The 19,264-nt window shown below is 66.2% G+C and carries 13 protein-coding genes; 7 read left to right on the top strand and 6 right to left on the bottom strand.

Going from position 1 to position 19,264, the window contains the following annotated elements; translation table 11 throughout:
• The first annotated feature begins 85 nt into the window (after positions 1–85).
• A complete protein-coding gene (locus SLQ31_RS26585) occupies positions 86–451 on the top strand; it encodes a pyridoxamine 5'-phosphate oxidase family protein (protein WP_319437138.1) in 366 nt (121 codons plus the stop codon).
• A 66-nt stretch (positions 452–517) separates the two neighbouring features.
• On the opposite strand, the gene SLQ31_RS26580 is transcribed toward SLQ31_RS26585, so the two are convergent.
• The 4 genes from SLQ31_RS26580 to SLQ31_RS26565 all read right to left on the bottom strand — a co-directional run bounded on the left by SLQ31_RS26580 (position 518) and on the right by SLQ31_RS26565 (position 11,147).
• A complete protein-coding gene (locus SLQ31_RS26580; protein ID WP_319437137.1) occupies positions 518–1,351 on the bottom strand; it encodes a DUF559 domain-containing protein in 834 nt (277 codons plus the stop codon).
• Positions 1,352–1,491: 140 nt separating this feature from the next.
• On the bottom strand, positions 1,492–3,117 hold the full coding sequence (gene groL, locus SLQ31_RS26575) for a chaperonin GroEL (RefSeq protein WP_319437135.1): 1,626 nt from the start codon (positions 3,115–3,117) through the stop codon (positions 1,492–1,494).
• A 256-nt stretch (positions 3,118–3,373) separates the two neighbouring features.
• A complete protein-coding gene (locus SLQ31_RS26570) occupies positions 3,374–10,105 on the bottom strand; it encodes an Ig-like domain-containing protein (protein WP_319437134.1) in 6,732 nt (2,243 codons plus the stop codon).
• Between the two features lie 484 nt (positions 10,106–10,589).
• Complete coding sequence (locus tag SLQ31_RS26565) at positions 10,590–11,147, bottom strand: helix-turn-helix domain-containing protein (protein ID WP_319437133.1); 558 nt, start codon at positions 11,145–11,147, stop codon at positions 10,590–10,592.
• 101 nt (positions 11,148–11,248) lie between these two features.
• Here SLQ31_RS26565 and SLQ31_RS26560 point away from each other — a divergent pair, with 101 nt between their 5' ends.
• From SLQ31_RS26560 to SLQ31_RS26545, 4 genes are read left to right on the top strand one after another with little or no spacing between them, the layout of a single operon-like run.
• Complete coding sequence (locus tag SLQ31_RS26560) at positions 11,249–12,145, top strand: SDR family NAD(P)-dependent oxidoreductase (protein WP_319437132.1); 897 nt, start codon at positions 11,249–11,251, stop codon at positions 12,143–12,145.
• A 17-nt stretch (positions 12,146–12,162) separates the two neighbouring features.
• The gene (locus tag SLQ31_RS26555) at positions 12,163–12,681 is read left to right on the top strand and encodes a cupin domain-containing protein (protein ID WP_319437131.1); all 519 of its coding nucleotides are present in this window, start codon (positions 12,163–12,165) and stop codon (positions 12,679–12,681) included.
• 43 nt (positions 12,682–12,724) lie between these two features.
• On the top strand, positions 12,725–14,422 hold the full coding sequence (locus tag SLQ31_RS26550; protein WP_319437129.1) for a DEAD/DEAH box helicase: 1,698 nt from the start codon (positions 12,725–12,727) through the stop codon (positions 14,420–14,422).
• Between the two features lie 42 nt (positions 14,423–14,464).
• Positions 14,465–15,703 carry an amidohydrolase gene (locus SLQ31_RS26545; RefSeq protein WP_319437128.1) on the top strand — a complete coding sequence of 413 codons (1,239 nt, stop codon included), beginning with the start codon at positions 14,465–14,467 and terminating at the stop codon, positions 15,701–15,703.
• 3 nt (positions 15,704–15,706) lie between these two features.
• Here the strand turns inward: SLQ31_RS26545 and SLQ31_RS26540 are convergent, their stop codons facing one another.
• Together SLQ31_RS26540 and SLQ31_RS26535 are read right to left on the bottom strand one after the other, a co-directional pair.
• Positions 15,707–16,183, bottom strand: coding sequence for an SRPBCC family protein (locus SLQ31_RS26540; protein WP_319437127.1), 477 nt, complete (start codon positions 16,181–16,183; stop codon positions 15,707–15,709).
• A gap of 53 nt (positions 16,184–16,236) precedes the next feature.
• The gene (locus SLQ31_RS26535) at positions 16,237–17,052 is read right to left on the bottom strand and encodes an HAD-IIA family hydrolase (RefSeq protein WP_319437126.1); all 816 of its coding nucleotides are present in this window, start codon (positions 17,050–17,052) and stop codon (positions 16,237–16,239) included.
• A 58-nt stretch (positions 17,053–17,110) separates the two neighbouring features.
• On the opposite strand from SLQ31_RS26535, the gene SLQ31_RS26530 reads away from it, so the two are divergent.
• Both SLQ31_RS26530 and glp read left to right on the top strand, forming a co-directional pair.
• The gene (locus SLQ31_RS26530; protein WP_319437125.1) at positions 17,111–18,031 is read left to right on the top strand and encodes an SDR family NAD(P)-dependent oxidoreductase; all 921 of its coding nucleotides are present in this window, start codon (positions 17,111–17,113) and stop codon (positions 18,029–18,031) included.
• Entirely contained in the window at positions 18,031–19,254 is a 1,224-nt protein-coding gene (glp, locus tag SLQ31_RS26525; RefSeq protein ID WP_319437124.1) for a gephyrin-like molybdotransferase Glp, read from the top strand. Before SLQ31_RS26530 ends, glp begins: the two co-directional genes overlap by 1 nt.
• Positions 19,255–19,264: the final 10 nt, after the last annotated feature.

The raw sequence follows: 19,264 nt of genomic DNA, 5'->3' as shown, positions 1-19,264 counted from the left end.
GCCTCCATCGACCGTGGGGGTTGTCGTCGAAGATTTGGCCTCTGAACACCGAGAACGCACACGCTCGGAGAAATAGGATCAGCCGATGAGCGTCAAGGTGGACCTCGGCCAGCTCGCCAGGACTCTGGCCGACTATCCCTTTGGCTATCTGATCACCGTCGGCCACGACTACCAGGCCCACACCGTGTCGATCGTCCCGGTACTGCGCAACGGCATCCTCGATCTCGGGGAGGTCGGCAACAGCACGCGCCGCAATATCTGCGTTCACCCCAACGCAACGCTGTTATGGCCGCCGGCCGAACCTGGCGGCTACAGCCTGATCGTCGACGGGCGGGGCGAACTCACCGACGATTCCCTGCGCGTCGTTCCCCACCGCGCCGTACTCCACCGGCCGGCACAGCCGAACATTCCGACAGCGTCGGGCTGCGGTGACGACTGCGTCCCGCTTTAGCCCGCCGACTGTGGGCCTTATGCGCAAGAAATCGCGAAACTCTGTGCAGGAGACCCACACTCGGCCCTAAATGGGACAACCCGCCGCGCGGAGTTTGGCCGCAACACGCTCAACGATGACATTCGGTCGCGACATCATCGCGGCGCTGATGCGGACGACGACCCAGCCGGCGGCTTCCAGCTGCGCGATCCGCTCAAGATCCCAGGCCCGCTGCCGGCCATCAGTCCAGTGCTGGATGCCGTCGTATTCCACCGCGACCTTCCATTCACGCCAGCCCATATCGACACGAATGCGAAGGTCGCGGAATGCGATCTGCGTTTCCGGCGGCGGTAGCCCACCGCCGACGATGAGCAGCCGCAGCTTGGTCTCCTGTGGCGATTCTGCGCCACCGTCGACCAGTTCGAGGATCGAGCGCAGCCGCGAAACCCCGCGCACACCCGGGTACCGGTCCGCGAGCGCCTGCACGGCAGCGGGTTTGATGCCAGTGGCGTTCGCCAGCGCGTCCAGGATCGGAATGGCCCGCGCAGGTGGGGCATACCGGCCGATGTCGAAGGCAGTGCGCGCCGTGGTCGTTACCGTCATGCTCCCGGCCAGGCAAACCTCGTCGGGCGCGAGGTCCCACGAGTGGACGACGATGCCGGGCGGCGCATGTCGGTCGGCGCGGATGATCTCGGCAGGCGCCGACGCATCGAGCCACCTCGTGCCGAACGCCGCCGCGGCCGACAATCCGCACAGCGTCGCCCCGGTCGACAGCCAAGCCGCCCGCGCCCGCAGTAATGCAGTCAACTCGACGTCACGACGCAGGTAAACATCCTTGTAAATGGCTCTGTGATCGCGGGCGAGCGCTCTCCGACTGATGTTGCCGCGGCGCACCGCGGCACTTCCGATGAAGGGTTGCACCCCGCCACAATGTCGGCCAACGCCGCGACTGTGGGTGTCGTGCACCAGTTTTCGACCGAACCTGTGCATGAGGCCCACAGTGGGGATAACGAAAAAGCCCCGGTGCGCTAAGCGCACCGGGGCTTCTTTCGTAAAGGGACTTAGAAGTCCATACCGCCCATGCCACCGGTCGGGTCGCCCGCGGGAGCGGACGCCTTCTCCGGCTTGTCGGCGACGACGGCCTCGGTGGTGAGGAACAGTGCCGCGATGGACGCCGCGTTCTGCAGCGCCGAGCGGGTGACCTTCACCGGGTCGGCAACGCCGGCCTTGAGCAGGTCCTCGTACACACCGGTTGCGGCGTTGAGGCCGGTTCCGGACGGCGAGTTGGTGACCTTCTCGGCGACAACACCGGGCTCGAGGCCCGCGTTGAAGGCGATCTGCTTCAGCGGAGCCGACAGCGCGACACGCACGATGTTGGCACCAGTGGCCTCGTCGCCCTCGAGCTTGAGGTCGTCGAGAGCAGGAGCCGACTGCAGCAGCGCCACGCCACCACCGGCGACGATGCCCTCTTCAACAGCAGCCTTGGCGTTGCGCACGGCATCTTCGATGCGGTGCTTGCGCTCCTTGAGCTCCACCTCGGTGGCAGCTCCGGCCTTGATCACCGCAACACCGCCGGCCAGCTTGGCCAGGCGCTCCTGCAGCTTCTCGCGGTCGTAGTCGGAGTCGCTGTTCTCGATCTCGGCACGGATCTGGGCAACACGGCCCTGGATCGCGTCGGCATCGCCGGCGCCCTCGATGACCGTGGTCTCGTCCTTGGTGACGACGATCTTGCGAGCCTGGCCCAGCAGCGAAACGTCGGCGGTCTCGAGAGACAGACCGACCTCTTCGCTGACGACCTGGCCACCGGTCAGGATCGCGATGTCCTGCAGCATGGCCTTGCGGCGGTCACCGAAGCCCGGAGCCTTGACGGCGACGGACTTGAAGGTGCCACGGATCTTGTTGACCACCAGGGTGGAAAGGGCTTCGCCCTCGACATCCTCGGCGATGATCAGCAGCGGCTTGCCCGACTGAATGACCTTCTCCAGCAAGGGAAGCAGGTCCTTGACCGTCGACACCTTGGACGAGACGAGCAGGATGTACGGATCCTCGAGGATCGCTTCCTGGCGCTCGGCGTCGGTGACGAAGTAGCCCGAGATGTAGCCCTTGTCGAAGCGCATGCCTTCGGTGAGCTCCAGCTGCAGGCCGAAGGTGTTCGACTCTTCGACGGTGATGACACCCTCGTTGCCGACCTTGTCCATGGCCTCGGCGATCAGGTCACCGATGGTCTGGTCACCGGCCGAGATGCCCGCGGTAGCAGCGATCTGCTCCTTGGTCTCGACCTCTTTGGCGCTCTTGAGCAGCGTCTCGGTGATCTTCTCGACGGCCTTCTCGATGCCGCGCTTCAGGCCGAGCGGGTTGGCGCCGGCAGCGACGTTGCGCAGGCCTTCGCGAACCAGGGCCTGAGCCAGAACGGTGGCGGTGGTGGTGCCGTCGCCAGCGACGTCGTCGGTCTTCTTGGCGACCTCTTTGACCAGCTCAGCGCCGATCTTCTCGTAGGGGTCCTCGAGCTCGATCTCCTTGGCGATGGACACACCATCGTTGGTGATCGTGGGGGCGCCCCACTTCTTCTCCAGGACAACGTTGCGACCCTTGGGGCCCAGCGTCACCTTTACCGCATCGGCGAGGGCGTTGAGGCCCCGCTCGAGGCCACGGCGTGCCTCTTCGTCGTAAGCAATGATCTTGGACATTGCGAAGTGAATCCTCCGGTTGGGGGTTACACGTTCTTGGGTCGGACGCAGTGCCCGCGACGGACGACCGCAGCTGTGTTCTGCTTCGGTCTCACCGGCCCGACCTAGCACTCACCGGTCGCGAGTGCCAACCACCTTTTTAGCACTCGCCCATGCCGAGTGCAAGAAATCTGGTCAGGTCGAGATGGCGGTGAGGACGTCGGCGTGAACCACGCCGACACCAACCGCCTCGCGACCACGGTGATCCGCCGATCGGCTAGCTGAAAAGGCCCTCGAGTTTCCGACTGAGTTTTCCGATTGACGCGCCGTAGATGTTCTTCGGTGTGAGTCCAACCGCGGCCTTGGCGTATTTCTTTACCAGGACGATCGTCAGATCCCCGGCCAGATGCAGGAACGCAGCGTGAGAGCGGTCCCCGTCGTTGGTCTTAAACGCAGCGTAGACCTCATCGAGATCATGGGCGATGCTGTCGGCCCCGAGCAACCCGGCGGCACTTCCCAAACCATTCTCGTTGATGAAGTCCTCAATCGGCTGCCGCACGCCCGGCGGGTACTGGTCCCACGAAATACCATCCAGAGCAGGCGATTTCGTTTCAACCTGGTCACGGGAGTCGCCGTGCAGCGGACCGGCCAGGAACCCTTGTCCATAACCGAATAGACCCGACGGATCGGACGCACCGCCCATCATCGTCACGGTACGAGTTGCGCGATCGCTCAAATACACTCTGCCATCGCGTGTTACGGCAATGCCCGTCCAACTGCTCACCCCCTCCGGGACCTCAATCCTACTACCGTCGCTACCGAGCCACACCTCATGGCCAATGACGATGAAAGCGCCGTCGCGCTGGAAGTGGACAAAAGGCGACGCCATCGCCGCTCCCGTGCTGTCGTCGGCGCCCGGGATTGCGACCCACCCGAAATTCAGCAGATCGAGATCTATTGCGCCACCTGGCCACAGCGGGCCCGGACCGGCCGAGTACGCCGTTCTCTCGTCGTTCGTCCATAACGTGCCGATGACTTTGGTGTAGTCAGCGCTCGATGGATCCATGTCGACAACCGACACCAGGGCGCGGCGCCAGTTGCCTCCAGCCCCTAGGGCCTCGTGAACGACGTACGCCCGAGTACCTTCGAGCGCCACGCCGGTCGCAATTCCTCCGCCACTGATGCCGCTCACATCACCGGCGATATTTCTGATGACGATCGGCTTTTCATACCCGTCGCTGGCCGGGTCCGTGTCGATCACCGACAGGTACTCGCCGGCGACCACATAGACCTTCTTGCCGTCCGGGCTGACGCGTACTTCAGCTATCCCACTCGGAGCGTCTGACCCGTCGGGGGTTTTCAGCTCGACTAGCTTGAGAAGCTGGTTGTATCTACCACTGGTCGGGTCGATATCGATGAGGGCCAAACCATCGTTGAGCCCGGCGTAGAGGCGATTTCCGTCGGGACTAACCGCGAGGCTCACGTACCCCCCATGCAGGTCGGTCAGTTCAACCGTATCGACCACCTTGTTGTAGGTGCTGCTGGTCGGATCCGTGTCGATTACGGACAAAACATGCTTGTCGGATCCGGGGTACAACGTGTCGTCGTAACCAACGTAAAGACGCGTGCCGTCGCGATTTAGTGCCATGGTGTACGGACGATCAGAAGACTTTTCGCCCACATCGATGGTCACATCAGGCGGAGCGACGTCCACCGTCACGGTCATCATCGTCGTGTTGCCGTCGACGTCCGTCGCTTTGATGGTGAAGGTGTCGTGGCGATCGGCGTCTGTTGCGTCTGGCGCGGCAGCCCGCACGCGGGCCTCGTCGGATGGTGTGTATTGATAGTGTCCATCCGCGAAGAGGGAAACCTCACCCTTCAAAGGCTCGACGACCTTCTCGTAGTGGACCGGATCGGCCGCCTTCGGGCTGACCGCGACCGTGATGGTGGTCGAGGTCTTCGCCCCAAGCTCGTCGGTCGCGGTCACTGTGAATCGATCCTCGCGATCCGCAGCCGTCGCCGTGGGCGAGGCCGCCTGTACCCGAGACGCGTAGTCCGGCAGATAGTCGTAGGTGCCGTCCTCGTAGATGAATGCCGTCCCGTGCACCGGCCCGTCGGTGATGTCATAGCTGACACCGTGCTGCATACCGACGCCGAGCGAGCCGTGGACGAGGCCGACCAATGCATTGACGGTGTCTTCCCCCGGGTTCGTCACGGGCGGCGTGCCGCCGTTCTGGTTCACCGGAATAGCAATGGTCACTGGGATATTCGCGCCATGCTGATCGGTCACCCACGCCAACACGTAATCGGTGTAGGACAGGGCGGCGGCTTCCTCGGTTGGCGTGTAGAAGAACGTGCCGTCTTGACGGAGGTGGAAGCTGCCGCGATCAGGGCCCCGGATCACCGCGAATGTCAGCGCGTCGTCATCGACGTCCGGTGCAGTGAACGAGCCGACCAGAAGACCGTTGCTGTCCTGATGGACCTCGACGTCAACCACCGGAGCGTTGTTGGCCGGAGCGATAACGACGTTCACTTCCTGGTAGGTGACGAAGCCAGACCCGTCATCGATACCAACGGAGAAGTGATCCCATGTGACTGGCGTGTGGTCATCGTTGAACAAGAGCGTGTAGGCGCCTCCGACCGACGTTCCCAGCCCTAAGGTGGGGCCGGCCGTCAACGCAGCAGCGTGTCGAGCGGCATCGCCAGGGACATAGGTGAATTCACCCGTCTCCGGATCGATCGTGACGGTTCCCAGCGCGGAGTCCCGGGCTACCGAATACGTGAGGGTGTCACCGTCAACGTCGGTGGAGCTCACCGCACCGTGAACCTTCCCGTCGGCGGCCGGCGTCGCCACGCTGACTGCCAACACCTGCGGCTCGTGAGCTTCGCCTGCGCTCGCCACCTCGCGGGCCACGACCCTAGCCGATACCGTCGACTCGCGACCGGCATTGGGAACCCCTGGCACGGTGAAGATCTCGGTGGAGACCGTGCCGTCCTCGCGCTCCGTGCGGACCGAATAGGCGATGACGCCGCCGGCGATCGCCACTGACGACAAGCTGTATCCGTCGCTGGGCGCAGTCAGTACGGGCCTGATTCCCGTGGAGGTGAGCGCTGTCACCGTGAGAACGTTGCTGTTGCTTTGCGAAGTGGCCACATACGCGGTGCCGTCGTCCGCGAATCCCGAGCCCAGAGATCGACCCGGCACCGACGAAGTCAAGGTCGTCCCGTCAGGCGCGAACGCGACGATGTGGGTGGTCGCGTTGTCCCCGAGTGTCGTCGTGACCAGAACGGCGGTGCCGTCCGGACCAACGACAAGACCATCGGCGTCGGTCTCGTCCGAAGCGACGAGCGTTTCGCTGATGGCGCCGGTGGTCAGGTTCTTGATGAAGAATCCCTGCCCACCCGTCGCGTCCGATCCGTCGACTGCAACAGCCACATACACGGTCCCGTCCGGCCCGAACACGACGTCCGAAGCGGCCTCACCCCCGAGCACGATGCTGGACTTCGCGCCGCCGGTGCTGATGACGATGACCTGGCTGGTGCTGGTGTCGTAGTCGGTTATCGTCGAGTAGCCCTTGCCGTCGGGACCGACGACGAAGTCGCGCGCGTTATCCAGGGTGACGGTGGTCGCAGTGCCACCCGGGCTGACCGCCAACACCGTAGTGGGCGACAGCACCATGAACGCCCCACCGTCGGCAGCTACCGTCAGGCCATAGTCGGGGCGGGTGTGGGGGACCTCGATGGTCTGGCCACCGACTTTGGTGACATAGGTGGTCCAATCGCCATCGGGCGTAGACGTGACCTGGTACGCGGTACCGTCCGCCCCGACCACGACTGACGCTCGCTCACCCCCTAGGGATTGCGGAGAACCAACTATGGTCTGGGTGCGGGTGGTGTGACCCGACAGGATCATCACCACAGTTGATTCGTGCTCGCCTCGTTGGTCCATCACGCTGAAGGTCGCGTATGCCGTCCCGTCAGGACTAACCCCAACCGTCCCCACCGGTGTGGCTAGCAATCCGGAGAAGGAGAGCAGATCCGAAAAGTACGCCGAGCCGCTCGCCGGGACGACCATGATGCCCGACCGTGGGACGACAGTGGGGGTAGTGCCGTTGGTTTCAATCACCGCGCCGTTAATGAACTGGTACGCGTTGCCGTCGGCGTCGGTGGCCAAAACACCCTGAGGCAGGGCGTACACAGCGCCACCGGTTAGCGCGCCGGGGCCATGAATGGTGACCGCTCCGTTGGGGTCCATACGCACCACCACGAAGGTGTCCTCGACGATGCTCTGGCCGTTGAAGACGACGCCGGTGTCGACTTGCACCGTCACCACCTGGTAGGCCGTTCCGTCGGCCGCCACCACGAGATCACCTAGTGGCTTGCCGACGATGTCAGTGGTGCTGATGGCCCCCGTCGAAGTGATTCGCGAGATCTGTGTCCGAATGACTGCGAACGGTCCGTCCAACGTGACCGTCGTAGCGACGGCGTCGCCGCCAGGGCGCGCCGACAACGCAAGTTGCCCCTCAGGTTTGTTGGGCGCTCCCGGCAACGCGACCATGGTGCTCGAGCCGGTCGGAGAGACGACGGCGACGGAATAAGAGACGTCCGCGGGGGACGACGGTGGATGTGCAGGATCGTAGGCGGCCACCACTTGGAACACCGTGCCACCGGGCGCGACTACGGGTGAGGACCACGGCACGTATCCGTCGACCACCGTCGGAGGCGGAGTCGGCAGAAGTGGAGCCACCGCGACGGTGATGTCGGTTGTGGTCGTCCCGCCCTGACCGTCACTGACGGTGACAGTGAACGTGTCCGAACGGGGCCCGCCATCGGTGGCGGCCCGCCGCGCAGCAGCGGTGGGGGTGTAGGTGAACCTGGTGACGGTGCCCTGACCTTCGATGGTCACGGTGTCGATGCGCACCTGCTCTGCAGAAGCCGTCTGACTGCTCACGGTATAGGTGAGGGTGTCCCCGTCGGAGTCGCTGGCACTGATGTACCCGGTGACCACGCCGGTGAACGGATCGGAAATACCCGCTGCACCGGTGCTGCCCGGACTCACCGTCACATTGCCCGGCGCATGATTCAGTCCGGTGGGATCCACAACGACGCGCACTGGCACGACGACTTGTCCGCCGTGGTCGTCGAAAACCACGACTTGGAAACCGTCGGTCAGCGCGTAGCCATACTCGACGACATTATTGAAACTGTGGATGCGATCATCGGGATTCGGTGTGTAAGTGAATGTTCCATCGGTGTTGACGACAACGGTGCCGGCTGAGGTCACGTCAGTGGTGAACGTCTCGTGGCAGACGTCACTCCCCACACAACTCGACGCGACGCGGTAACCCGCATAGGTCACCTGGTCGCCGTCGACGTCGCTACCGATCACCGCACCGGCGATCGCGCCGGTCGCAGGATCAGTCGACTTGACGGTGAAATATCCTGCGGGCACGCCGTTTTCAGGAGTAACCGCAACACTGACGGTCAAGGTGGCGACGCCACCGGCACCATCGCTGACCGTGACGACGAAGCTATCGGCCCGGTCGTCAATCGATGCATTGTCGGCCGCGGCAATGTGGCGGCTCTCGCTGTTCGGGATGTATTTGAAGCTGCCGTTCGGCCAGACAACGACCTGCCCCTTATCGGTCTCCGCTGTACCGGTGAAAGTTAGAAGATCGCCGTTAGGGTCAATTGCAGTCACCACACCGCTGACCATGCCGTCTGACCCGGTCGTCGTTATCGTGGCGTGCAGTCCCCGCGGCGCCTGGTTGACCGGCGGTTGCACCGGCGCTACAGCGACGGTCACACTCACGTCGGCGGTGCTGACGCCACCGTGGCCGTCGGTGATGGTTACGGTGAAGACATCTGAGGTGGGTCCGCCCTCCGCCGCGGACTGGCGCGCCGCGTCCGTTGGCGTGTAGCTGAAAGTGCCTGTGGTGCTGTCGAAGTCCAGCTTCTTGACACGACTGGGCTGTGTGCTCACGGTGTAGGTCACGGTGTCACTGTCGGCGTCGGTCGCGTGGACAGAACCTGTCACCACGCCTGTAGTCAGGCTCGGAGTGCCGACCTGCACCACCACCCCGTCGGGCGCAGCGTTGACCGGACTGACGACCACCGACACCGGCACCGTCAGTGTCCCACCCTGGCCGTCGCTGACCGTCACCGTGAAGCCGTCGTGCACCACACCCGCACCGTTGGCGGCGGCATCGTGCCGCGCGTCGACAGTCGGCGTATACGTGAACGACCCGTCAGCATTGACCACCACGGCGCCCTTGCTCGGCGCCGTGGTTCGCGAATAGCTCAGCGAGTCGCCGTCCGGATCGGTGGCGGCCACCGTCCCGGTCACCTTCCCGTCGGCAGCGGGTGAACCCGCATTGGCGGCACCGTTGATCGGAGCGTGGTTGACCGGGACTACGGGTGCTGCCACCGTGACCGTGATGGTGGCGCTGCCCGGCCCGCTGAGGCCGAGCGCACCGGCCAACCCATGGGTGGCGCCGTCGTCGATCTTGATCGTGAAGCTGTCTTTACCACCCGTGGCCGCGATCTGCTCCCCCGGCTTGTAGGTGAAGCTGCCGTCCGACTCCACCGTGACGTCGCCCTCGGTGGCCGGCTTCGACACCGAGTAGGTCAGCGGGTCGCCGTCGAAGTCAGTGGCGTTCACGTTGCCGCGAATCGTGCCGTCGGGGTCCGGCTCGAGCAGGGCGGGGTGGGCGCCGGGCCGTTGGTTGTTGACCGTGCGTTGGAATCCACGGACGGCGAGCCAGAGGCCTTCAAAAAATGGCGGGACCGGCACATTAGGGACCGGCAAAGAGGGCACCAGACTACCCAACCCGATCCAGGTGAGCGCGTCGGTGACGATGCTCTTGAGCGTGATCGGCGCACGCGCAGGCCCGATGGGATCACCATCGCCGCCACCGGGGAGCGCGGCCGCGACCGGATCCTTGACAGCCACCGACGTCGGCGACCCCTCAGCGCCCTCGTCGGTGTTGTCAATCGCCCCCGAAAGCACGCCTTGCCTCTGCTTCGGCGCGGGCGCCACGGACCTCGACCCGCTGGATGTGGAAGGGGGCGAGATCGTGTGATGCTCGGGCCTTTGCACCGCGCTGCCGGACTTGGACACGCCACCGCTCGGCTTGCGCGGCTGTGCCCCCGGTCGCCCGCTGTTCCCCGTGCCGCTCCCACCGCGGGCACTCGACGCTCCCCCGTCGGCGCTCGAGCCGGCTTCAGGCCCGGTGGCGTTGGCGGTGCCACAGGCAAGCGGAGTGCCGAGCCCGACACCCACCCCCAGGGCTACCGCCAGCGCACCTATTCGCCCGACCGATTTCTCGAATCGGAGCTGCCCGCTAACCGCTGATTTTTGCCGGCCTAAACCGTTGAATGACCTCACGCTGTGGCCCCCGCCCCTGATTCGCTACGTGTCGTACGCAGCTAAGGTATAGGCCGAGACCCGATGCACCGATACAGGGGTTTCCCTGACATCTCTCAGCGAGCGATCAGCCAGCGCGTAAGCCGGCCACGATGACGTTAGTGATCCGGTCGGCGACGTCGTCGCCGTATTCCTGGCCGCTCTTGCAGACGACCAGCAGTGCCTTGAGTTCGGCGACGCCGACGTCGGCCCGCGCGGCGCCGGCCTGCTGCGCCGCCACCAGCATCTCGCCAAGCACGCCAAGGAATTCCGCCTCGGCGCCCGGCGCCGCGGAATCCAGGTCGATGCCATAACTCGCCAGCGCCTCGACCATCCCATGGTCGGCCGCACCCGCACGTGCTGTCTCGCGGAGGAATTCGAACACCGCGGTGGAAGGATCGGCGGCCAGCAGCTCGCGCCCCCTGGCCACGACCAAGCGCACCCGCTCACCGATGACGGCCTCGAACAGCGCTTCCTTGGTCGGGAAATGGCGGTAGACGGTGCCCGCGCCGACGCCGGCCCGCCGGGCGATCTCGTCGATCGGCACGGCCAGACCGTGCTCAGCGAAGACGTCGTAGGCAACTTGCAGCACACGAGCGCGGTTGCGCGCGGCATCGGCCCGTAACGGCCGGCAGCTCAGACTCACCTCACACCCCTCACGCGTTGACAAAGCGGGGCGCACGTTCCGTATAGTCGAAGAAACCGGGGCGCGCGCTCCGTTTATCCATCGTAATCGAGGAGTACAGCATGGCCGCCTGGACCACCACCGACATTCCGGACCAGACCGGCCGCACCGCCGTGATCACCGGTGCCAACACCGGGCTCGGCTACGAAACCGCCCGCGCACTCGTCGCCAAAGGTGCCCGCGTCGTGCTCGCCGTCCGCAACCTCGACAAGGGCAAGGCCGCCGCCGATCTGATCGGCCGGCGCTACCCGGGCGCCGACGTCACCGTGCAGGAGCTCGACCTCACCTCGCTGGAGTCCGTTCGGGCCGCCGCCGACCAACTGCGCGCCGGCCACGACCGCATCGACCTGCTGATCAACAACGCCGGCGTGATGATGACCCCGAAGCAGACGACCAAGGACGGGTTCGAGCTGCAGTTCGGCACCAATCACCTAGGTCACTTCGCGCTCACCGGCCTGCTGCTCGACCGCCTGTTTCCCGAACAAGGCTCGCGGGTGGTGACCGTCAGCAGCAACGGCCATCGATTCGGCGGCATCCGGTTCGACGATCTGCAGTCCGAGCGCAGCTACAGCCGCGTGGGCGCCTACGGGCAGTCCAAGCTGGCCAACCTTCTCTTCACTTACGAATTGCAGCGCCGGCTTGCCGGCACGGGCACCATCGCCGTCGCCGCCCACCCGGGCGCATCCAGCTCCGAACTCGGGCGTTACGCCCCTGGGGCGGTCCGACGGATCTCGCCGTTGTTGGAGCAGAGCGCCGAAATGGGCGCACTACCCACGTTGCGCGCCGCGGCCGACCCCACAGTCCGGGGTGGTCAGTACTACGGACCGGGCGGATTCCTTCAGCTGCGGGGATATCCGAAGCTCGTGTCGTCCAACAGCAAGTCCCAGGACGTCGCCGTGCAGAAACGGCTGTGGGCGGTATCCGAAGCATTGACGGGTGTGGTGTATCCGGTCGGCTGACGTGCAGACTAGAGGCGATGTCACTACACGTGCCGCCCTATCCCCCGCCGCGCTACGACGGCAACGGCGAGGTCAGCGCCACCCTGCGCACGGCTGACACCCCGGCCGACTTCGAGGCGTGGGGCGTCAAGTACACCTATCTGGCCACCGAACAATCCACCGGCGGGGAGTTCGGCCTGTACCGAATCGACCTGGGCCCGCAAGCCGGCGGACCCGGTCCGCATTTCCACAAGGCCATGTCGGAATCGTTCTTCGTCCTCTCCGGACAGGTCCGGCTCTACGATGGGCGCGACTGGACGGTCGGCGGGCAGGGCGACTACCTCTACATCCCGCCGGGCGGCGTGCACGGCTTCGGCAACGTGTCCGACGAGCCGGCGTCGCTGCTGATGCTGTTCACTCCCGGGGCGCCTCGGGAGTTCTATTTCGAGGGTCTGCCAAAGCTGGGCGAGCTGTCCGACGACGAGCGTCAACAGTTCTTCGACCGCAATGACAATTTCTTCCCCGAACCGCCCGTCATCAAAGATGCGTATCCGTAATCCGTTGCGCTAAGGTTCTTCTCGACCGAGAGGAGTCCCACGGGTGCGGGCAGTGGATGCGCCCAGCACCCAGGCATTGCGGGGCTGGCAGAGACGGGCGTTGGTCAAGTATCTGACCGCAAAGCCACGCGATTTTCTCGCAGTCGCGACTCCCGGTGCCGGTAAGACGACCTTTGCTCTGCGGATCGTCGCCGAACTTCTGGCCGAGGGCACCGTCGAGGCCGTCACGATCGTCGTCCCCACCGAACACCTCAAGGTCCAGTGGGCACAGGCCGCCGCCCGGCTCGGCATCTCCCTGGATCCCAAGTTCTCCAACTCCAACTCGCAGAACTCTTCGGAGTACCACGGCGTCGTCGTCACCTACGCCCAGGTCGCCAGCCACCCCACCCGGCACCGGGTCCGCACCGAGAACCGCAAGACGCTCGTCATTTTCGACGAGATCCACCACGGCGGTGACGCCAAGACGTGGGGCGACGCCATCCGAGAGGCGTTCGACGACGCGACGCGGCGGCTGGCGCTGACCGGCACCCCGTTCCGCAGCGACGACAGCGCGATCCCGTTCGTCACCTACGAGACCGGGCCTGACGGCTTCGCCCGGTCGCAGGCCGACCACACCTATGGCTATTCCGATGCGCTGGCCGACGGCGTCGTGCGCCCGGTGATGTTCATGGCCTACTCCGGCGAGGCCCGCTGGCGCGACAGTGCCGGTGAAGAGCATGCCGCCCGCTTGGGCGAACCGCTGACCGCCGAGCAGACCGCACGGGCCTGGAAGACCGCGCTGAACCCGGCAGGCGAATGGATGCCCGCGGTGATCGCCGCGGCCGACATCCGGCTGCGTGGGCTTCGCGAACACGTGCCCGACGCCGGCGGCATGATCATCGCCTCCGACCAGACCGCCGCCCGCGCGTACGCCGATCTGCTGATCAAGATCACCGGCGAAGCCCCCACCGTCGTGCTGTCCGACGACAAGGGCTCCTCGGATCGCATCTCACAGTTCTCGACGGGTACCTCGCCCTGGCTGGTGGCCGTGCGCATGGTGTCCGAGGGCGTCGACGTGCCGCGACTGGCCGTCGGGGTCTACGCCACCAGCGCGTCGACGCCGCTGTTCTTCGCCCAGGCCATCGGCCGGTTCGTGCGGTCCCGGCAGCCCGGCGAGAGCGCCTCGATCTTCTTGCCGTCGGTGCCCAACCTGCTGCTGCTCGCCAGCGAGATGGAAGCCCAGCGCAACCATGTGCTCGGCAAGCCACACCGGGAGAACCTCGACGACGATCCGCTCGAGGCCGAGCTGGCCAAGCAGAACCGCGACGAACCCGACGACAGCGAGAACAAGATCGAGTACCTCAGCGCCGACGCCGAGCTCGATCAGGTGATCTTCGACGGGTCGTCGTTCGGGACGGCAACGCCCGCGGGCAGCGACGAGGAGGCCGACTACCTCGGCATCCCCGGCCTACTCGATGCCGCATCGATGCGAGATCTGTTGCGGCGCAGGCAAGAAGAGCAAATCAACAAGCGCACCGCCAGCGGCGAGGTGCCGCGGCTGACCACCCACGGCCAGCTGCAGGGTCTGCGCCGAGAACTCAATGCCCTGGTGTCGCTGGCGCACCACCGCACCGGCAAGACGCACGGACAGATCCACAACGAACTGCGCCGGGTCTGCGGCGGCCCGCCGGTTGCGGCAGCCACCACCGATCAGCTCAAGGCCCGCATCGAAGCGGTCCGCAGCCTTACCTCGTCGCCCTGACTTGGGCCAGCTCCCCAGGCTTCGCGGGTAACGTCGCCGCCTGTGACCGTCGTTGAACTGGACGCCAAGACCACCGACGCCCTCGCGGACCTCTACCGGCAGTTGCACTCCGACCCGGAGCTGTCCTTCGAGGAACATCAGACCGCCGCGCGGATTGTCGACGCGCTCGCAGGCACCGGCTGCGAGATCACCCAGCACGTGGGCGGGACCGGCGTGGTGGCCGTCCTGCGCAACGGCGACGGTCCGGTGGTCATGCTCCGCGCCGATATGGACGCGTTGCCGGTAGCCGAGGACACCGGTCTGCCGTACGCCAGCACCAAAGTGGTCGTCGACTCGACCGGCACATCATTGCCCGTCGCCCATGCGTGCGGTCACGACATGCACGTCGCCGCCCTGGTCGGGGCGGTGGGCGAGCTCTCCCGACTCCGTGACCGCTGGGCGGGCACCGTCGTCGCGGTGTTCCAGCCCGCCGAGGAGCTGACCAGCGGTGCCCAGGCGATGATCAACGACGGGCTGTTCGAGCGTTTCCCGCGCCCGAGCATCGTCCTCGGCCAACATGTCGCGCCACTGCCCGCGGGGGTGATCGGTCACGGGCAGGGACCGGTCATGGCCGCCACCGACTCGGTGCAGGTCACCTTGTTCGGTCGCGGCGGGCACGCGTCGCAGCCGGAGGGCACCATCGACCCCGTCCTGATGGCGGCGGCCACGGTGGTGCGGTTGCAGGGCATCGTGTCGCGCGAGGTCGCGTCAAGTGAACGAGCCGTCGTCACCGTCGGGCGTTTGCAGGCGGGCACCAAGGAGAACATCATCCCGGCGACGGCCGAGCTCGGTATCAACATGCGCAGCTACACACCAGAGGTTCGCGCCCAGGTCAAAGCGGCCATCGAGCGCATCGTCACCGCCGAGGCGGCGGCGAGTAACAGCCCGGAGCCACCGCACTTCAACTGGAATGTCAGCGCGCCGGTGTTGATCAGCGACCCCGCCGCGACGGCGACCACGCTGGCCGCGTTCGAGCGTGCATTCGGCGCCTCCCGACTGCTGCCCTTGCCGCCGGTGGCGGCCAGCGAGGATGTCGGCGTCTTCGGCGACACCCTCGGTGTGCCAACGGTTTTCTGGTTCTGGGGCGGCGTGGCATCTGAGGTGTTCGACGAGGCGGTCAGCCGCGGGCAACTGCCGCCGATGAACCACTCACCGGAGTTCGCGCCGGCACTCGAGCCGACGTTGACGACCGGAGTGCAGGCGATGACGACCGCCGCGCTGACGTGGCTCGGGCCCAAGTAGGCCTTACCCCCTGAGTTGCGCCAGCTTGCCCAGGTTCGCCAGCGAGTTGTCCAGATGCGAGACGGGGAACGCCGGGAACGGGATGTTCTCCCGGATCTCCGGCGGAACCTTGGACCAGTCGTAGGTCAAGGTGACGCGGGTCTGCTCAGGGCCCAGCGATTCGAGGGCGTAGTGCCAGGTCCAGCCGCCCAGCTCCAGGCTGCCGTCCTCGGCCAGCCCGCCAGGGGCCCAGGCGATGACGCGGTCGGGCTCCAGCGCGGTGACCTGGTTGGCCATCTCGTAGTCCTTGTCGGGATGGCCCTCGTGGTACATCGCCATGCGGAAGACCTGACCGACGGCGCTGAGCTGCTGTTCGTCCAGTGGTTCGCGGACCCAGCCGGTGCCGTCGATGTCCTTGTGGGTCGAGGGGTCAGCCAGTACGCCGAAGACGGCTGCGGCGGGTGCATCGACCGTGGCATTCACAATCAGAATTTCAGTCATGTCTAGGTAGACCCGAGCAGCCGCGGAAACTCATCGCGTGCCCCTCGGAGCGGCTAAAACCCAAGTAACTCCGGGAAATCGGCGACCGAGTCGATGACACGGCTGGGTTGCATCGCGAATTCGTCTGCGGCCCAACGGTCCAGGGTGTCCTGGCGGAATTTGCCGGTGCGCACCAGCACGCCGGTCATGCCGACCACCTGAGCGGCCAGCACGTCGTTGTTCAGGTCGTCACCGACCATGTACATCTCATCGGGGTCGACACCGAGCCGGGCCGCCGAGGCCAAGAATCCCGCCGGCGCCGGCTTGCCGACCGCGGTGACCTTGCGTCCGGAGGTCTGCTCCATGCCGATCAGGTACATCCCGGTGTCGATGCGCAGGCCCTCGCTGGTGGTCCAGGCGGTGCTGCGGTGCATCGCCACCACCGGCACGCCCTGCGCCATCCATTCGTAGACCCGGCTCAGCGTGCGGTGGCTGTACTCGGGCCCGGCACCGCCGAGCAGGATGACGTCGGGGACTCCCGGTTCCACGCCCTCGTCGTAGGCCAGCGAGTCGACGATGTCGATGCCCGGCATGTCATCGGTGATGTCGCCGTTGTTGACCAGGAAGCAGCGCGCGTCCGGATAGTTGGCCCGCACGTAGTCCGCGGTCAGCGCAGCCGCGGTGATCACCTCGTCGGGCCGCACCTCGATACCGGCGTGTGAGAGGGCCGCGGCAATCTGCTGACGGGTTCGGGTGGTGGTGTTGGTCAGATAGGAACAGGCGATCTGATGGTCGGCCAGCACCGCGAGCGCCTCGGCCGCACCCGCGATCGGCTTCCACGAGGTCACCAAGACACCATCGATGTCGAACAGCACCCCACCGATAGCCATACCGCGACAGTAAACGGCCACCGGTCGGATGCAACTTGGGCCGACGTATCGTCGTGCCATGAGCAGCAGCAATTGGACTGCGGGCAACGTCCCCGCACAGGACGGGCGCCTCGTCGTCATCACCGGCGCCAACTCCGGCATCGGCTATGAGGCCGCCGCGCTGCTCGCGGCCCGCGGCGCCAGCGTCGTGATGGCGGTGCGCAACCTCGAGAAGGGCGGCGCCGCGCGCGACAAGATCCTGGCGGCTTCGCCCGGCGCCGATGTCTCCGTCAAGCAGCTCGACCTGACGTCACTGGATTCGGTGCGCGCCGCGGCCGACGCACTGCGTTCGGCGCATCCGCGGATCGATCTGCTGATCAACAACGCCGGCGTGATGTGGACGCCGAAGGAGACCACCAAGGACGGCTTCGAGCTGCAGTTCGGCACCAACCATCTCGGCCACTTCGCCTTCACCGGGCTGCTGCTCGACTCGCTGCTGCCGGTGCCGGGATCACGGGTGGTGACGATCAGCAGCCTCGGCCACCGGATGCTGGCCGACATTCACTTCGACGACCTGCAGTGGGAACGTCGCTACAGCCGCATCGCCGCGTACGGCCAGTCCAAGCTGGCCAATCTGCTGTTCACCTATGAGCTGCAGCGCCGGCTCGAGCAGGCCAAGAACGACACCATCGCGGTGGCCGCCCACCCGGGTGGGTCCTATACCGAGCTGGCCCGCAACATCCCGACGATCCTGCACCCGCTCTACCGCATCGTCGGCCCGATGCTCTTTCAGAGCGCGGCCATCGGCGCGCTGCCGACACTGCGCGCCGCGACCGATCCCGATGTGCGCGGTGGGCAGTACTACGGCCCGGACGGCTTCGGTGAGCAGCGCGGCAACCCCAAGCTCGTGCACTCCAGCTCACAATCGCACGACCGCGAACTCCAGCAACGGCTGTGGACGGTGTCCGAAGAACTGACCGGCGTGACCTTTCCGATCTGATGCGCACCGTCGAGGAACACCAGCGGGTCGTCGCTGACCTGATCACCGCGCGGGCGGCGCAGACGGTCGGGCTCGTGGCTGCCGAGGGGCTGGTGCTCGCCGACGATGTGACGGCCCCGCTGTCGCTGCCGGTGTTCGACAACTCCGCGATGGACGGCTACGCAGTGCACGCCGATGATGTCGCCGGCGCCGACACCGATCCGGTGAAACTGCCTGTCGCCGAAGATATTCCGGCTGGTCGCATCGACACGTTGACATTGGCAGCTGGCACCGCGCACCGGATCATGACCGGCGCACCACTACCCGCGGGTGCGACGGCCGTGGTGCCGGTCGAGGCCACCGATGGCGGGGTCGACACCGTCGAGATCCGCTCGGCCCCCAAGGTCGGCCAGCACATCCGCCGCGCCGGCGAGGACGTGACCGCGGGCACGACGGTTCTGCAGACCGGTCACGTCGTCACCCCGGCCGCGCTGGGGCTCGCCGCCGCGCTGGGGCTGGGGTCGCTGACGGTGCGGCCGCGCCAGCGCGTGCTGGTGATGTCGACGGGTACGGAGTTGGTGTCAGCCGGCACCGAACTGCAGCCCGGCCAGATCTACGAGTCCAATGCCATCATGCTGGCCGCCGCGGTCCGCGAGGCCGGCGGCGAGGTGGTGGCCACCCCGACGTCCAGCGATGACGTCGCCCAGTTCAGCACCGTGCTCGAGGGCTATGCCGGGCAAGCCGATCTGATCATCACCACCGGTGGCGTGAGCGCCGGCGCCTACGAGGTGGTCAAGGACGCCTTCGGCGGAGGCGACGGTCGCCGACCCAGCGGCTCCAGTGGGGCGGTCGAATTCGTGAAGGTCGCCATGCAGCCGGGGATGCCGCAGGGTGCGGGTCGAGTCGCCGGTTGTCCGATCATCACGCTGCCCGGAAACCCGGTGAGCGCGCTGGTCTCCTTTGAGGTGTTCGTCCGGCCGGCCCTGCGCTCGGCGATGGGGCTGCCGCATCCGCACCGGCCGCGGCGCACCGCGGTGCTGGCCGACGACCTGACATCGCCGAAGGGCAAACGCCAGTTCCGCCGCGGTGTGTACGACGCGGCAGCAGGCACCGTGACCACCTACGGGCCGCCAGCTTCGCATCACCTGCGCTGGCTGGCCTCGGCCAACTGCCTACTGGAGATCGCCGAGGACGTGACCGAGGTGGCGGCAGGCGAGCAGGTCCAGCTATGGGACCTGTCGTAGGCCCCGGCCG

It is taken from the genome of Mycobacterium sp. RTGN5 (assembly GCF_033804465.1).
Taxonomy (GTDB): Bacteria; Actinomycetota; Actinomycetes; order Mycobacteriales; family Mycobacteriaceae; genus Mycobacterium.
This window is presented reverse-complemented; position numbering and strand designations above follow the sequence as displayed.

Bases quoted from the DNA above. Each gene is read 5' to 3' on its own strand.
- SLQ31_RS26585 (WP_319437138.1), top strand. From the start codon at position 86: ATGAGCGTCAAGGTGGACCTCGGCCAGCTCGCCAGGACTCTGGCCGAC.
- groL (WP_319437135.1), bottom strand. From the start codon at position 3,117: ATGTCCAAGATCATTGCTTACGACGAAGAGGCACGCCGTGGCCTCGAG.
- SLQ31_RS26560 (WP_319437132.1), top strand. From the start codon at position 11,249: ATGGCCGCCTGGACCACCACCGACATTCCGGACCAGACCGGCCGCACC.
- SLQ31_RS26555 (WP_319437131.1), top strand. From the start codon at position 12,163: ATGTCACTACACGTGCCGCCCTATCCCCCGCCGCGCTACGACGGCAAC.
- SLQ31_RS26540 (WP_319437127.1), bottom strand. From the start codon at position 16,183: ATGACTGAAATTCTGATTGTGAATGCCACGGTCGATGCACCCGCCGCA.
- SLQ31_RS26535 (WP_319437126.1), bottom strand. From the start codon at position 17,052: ATGGCTATCGGTGGGGTGCTGTTCGACATCGATGGTGTCTTGGTGACC.
- SLQ31_RS26530 (WP_319437125.1), top strand. From the start codon at position 17,111: ATGAGCAGCAGCAATTGGACTGCGGGCAACGTCCCCGCACAGGACGGG.
- glp (WP_319437124.1), top strand. From the start codon at position 18,031: ATGCGCACCGTCGAGGAACACCAGCGGGTCGTCGCTGACCTGATCACC.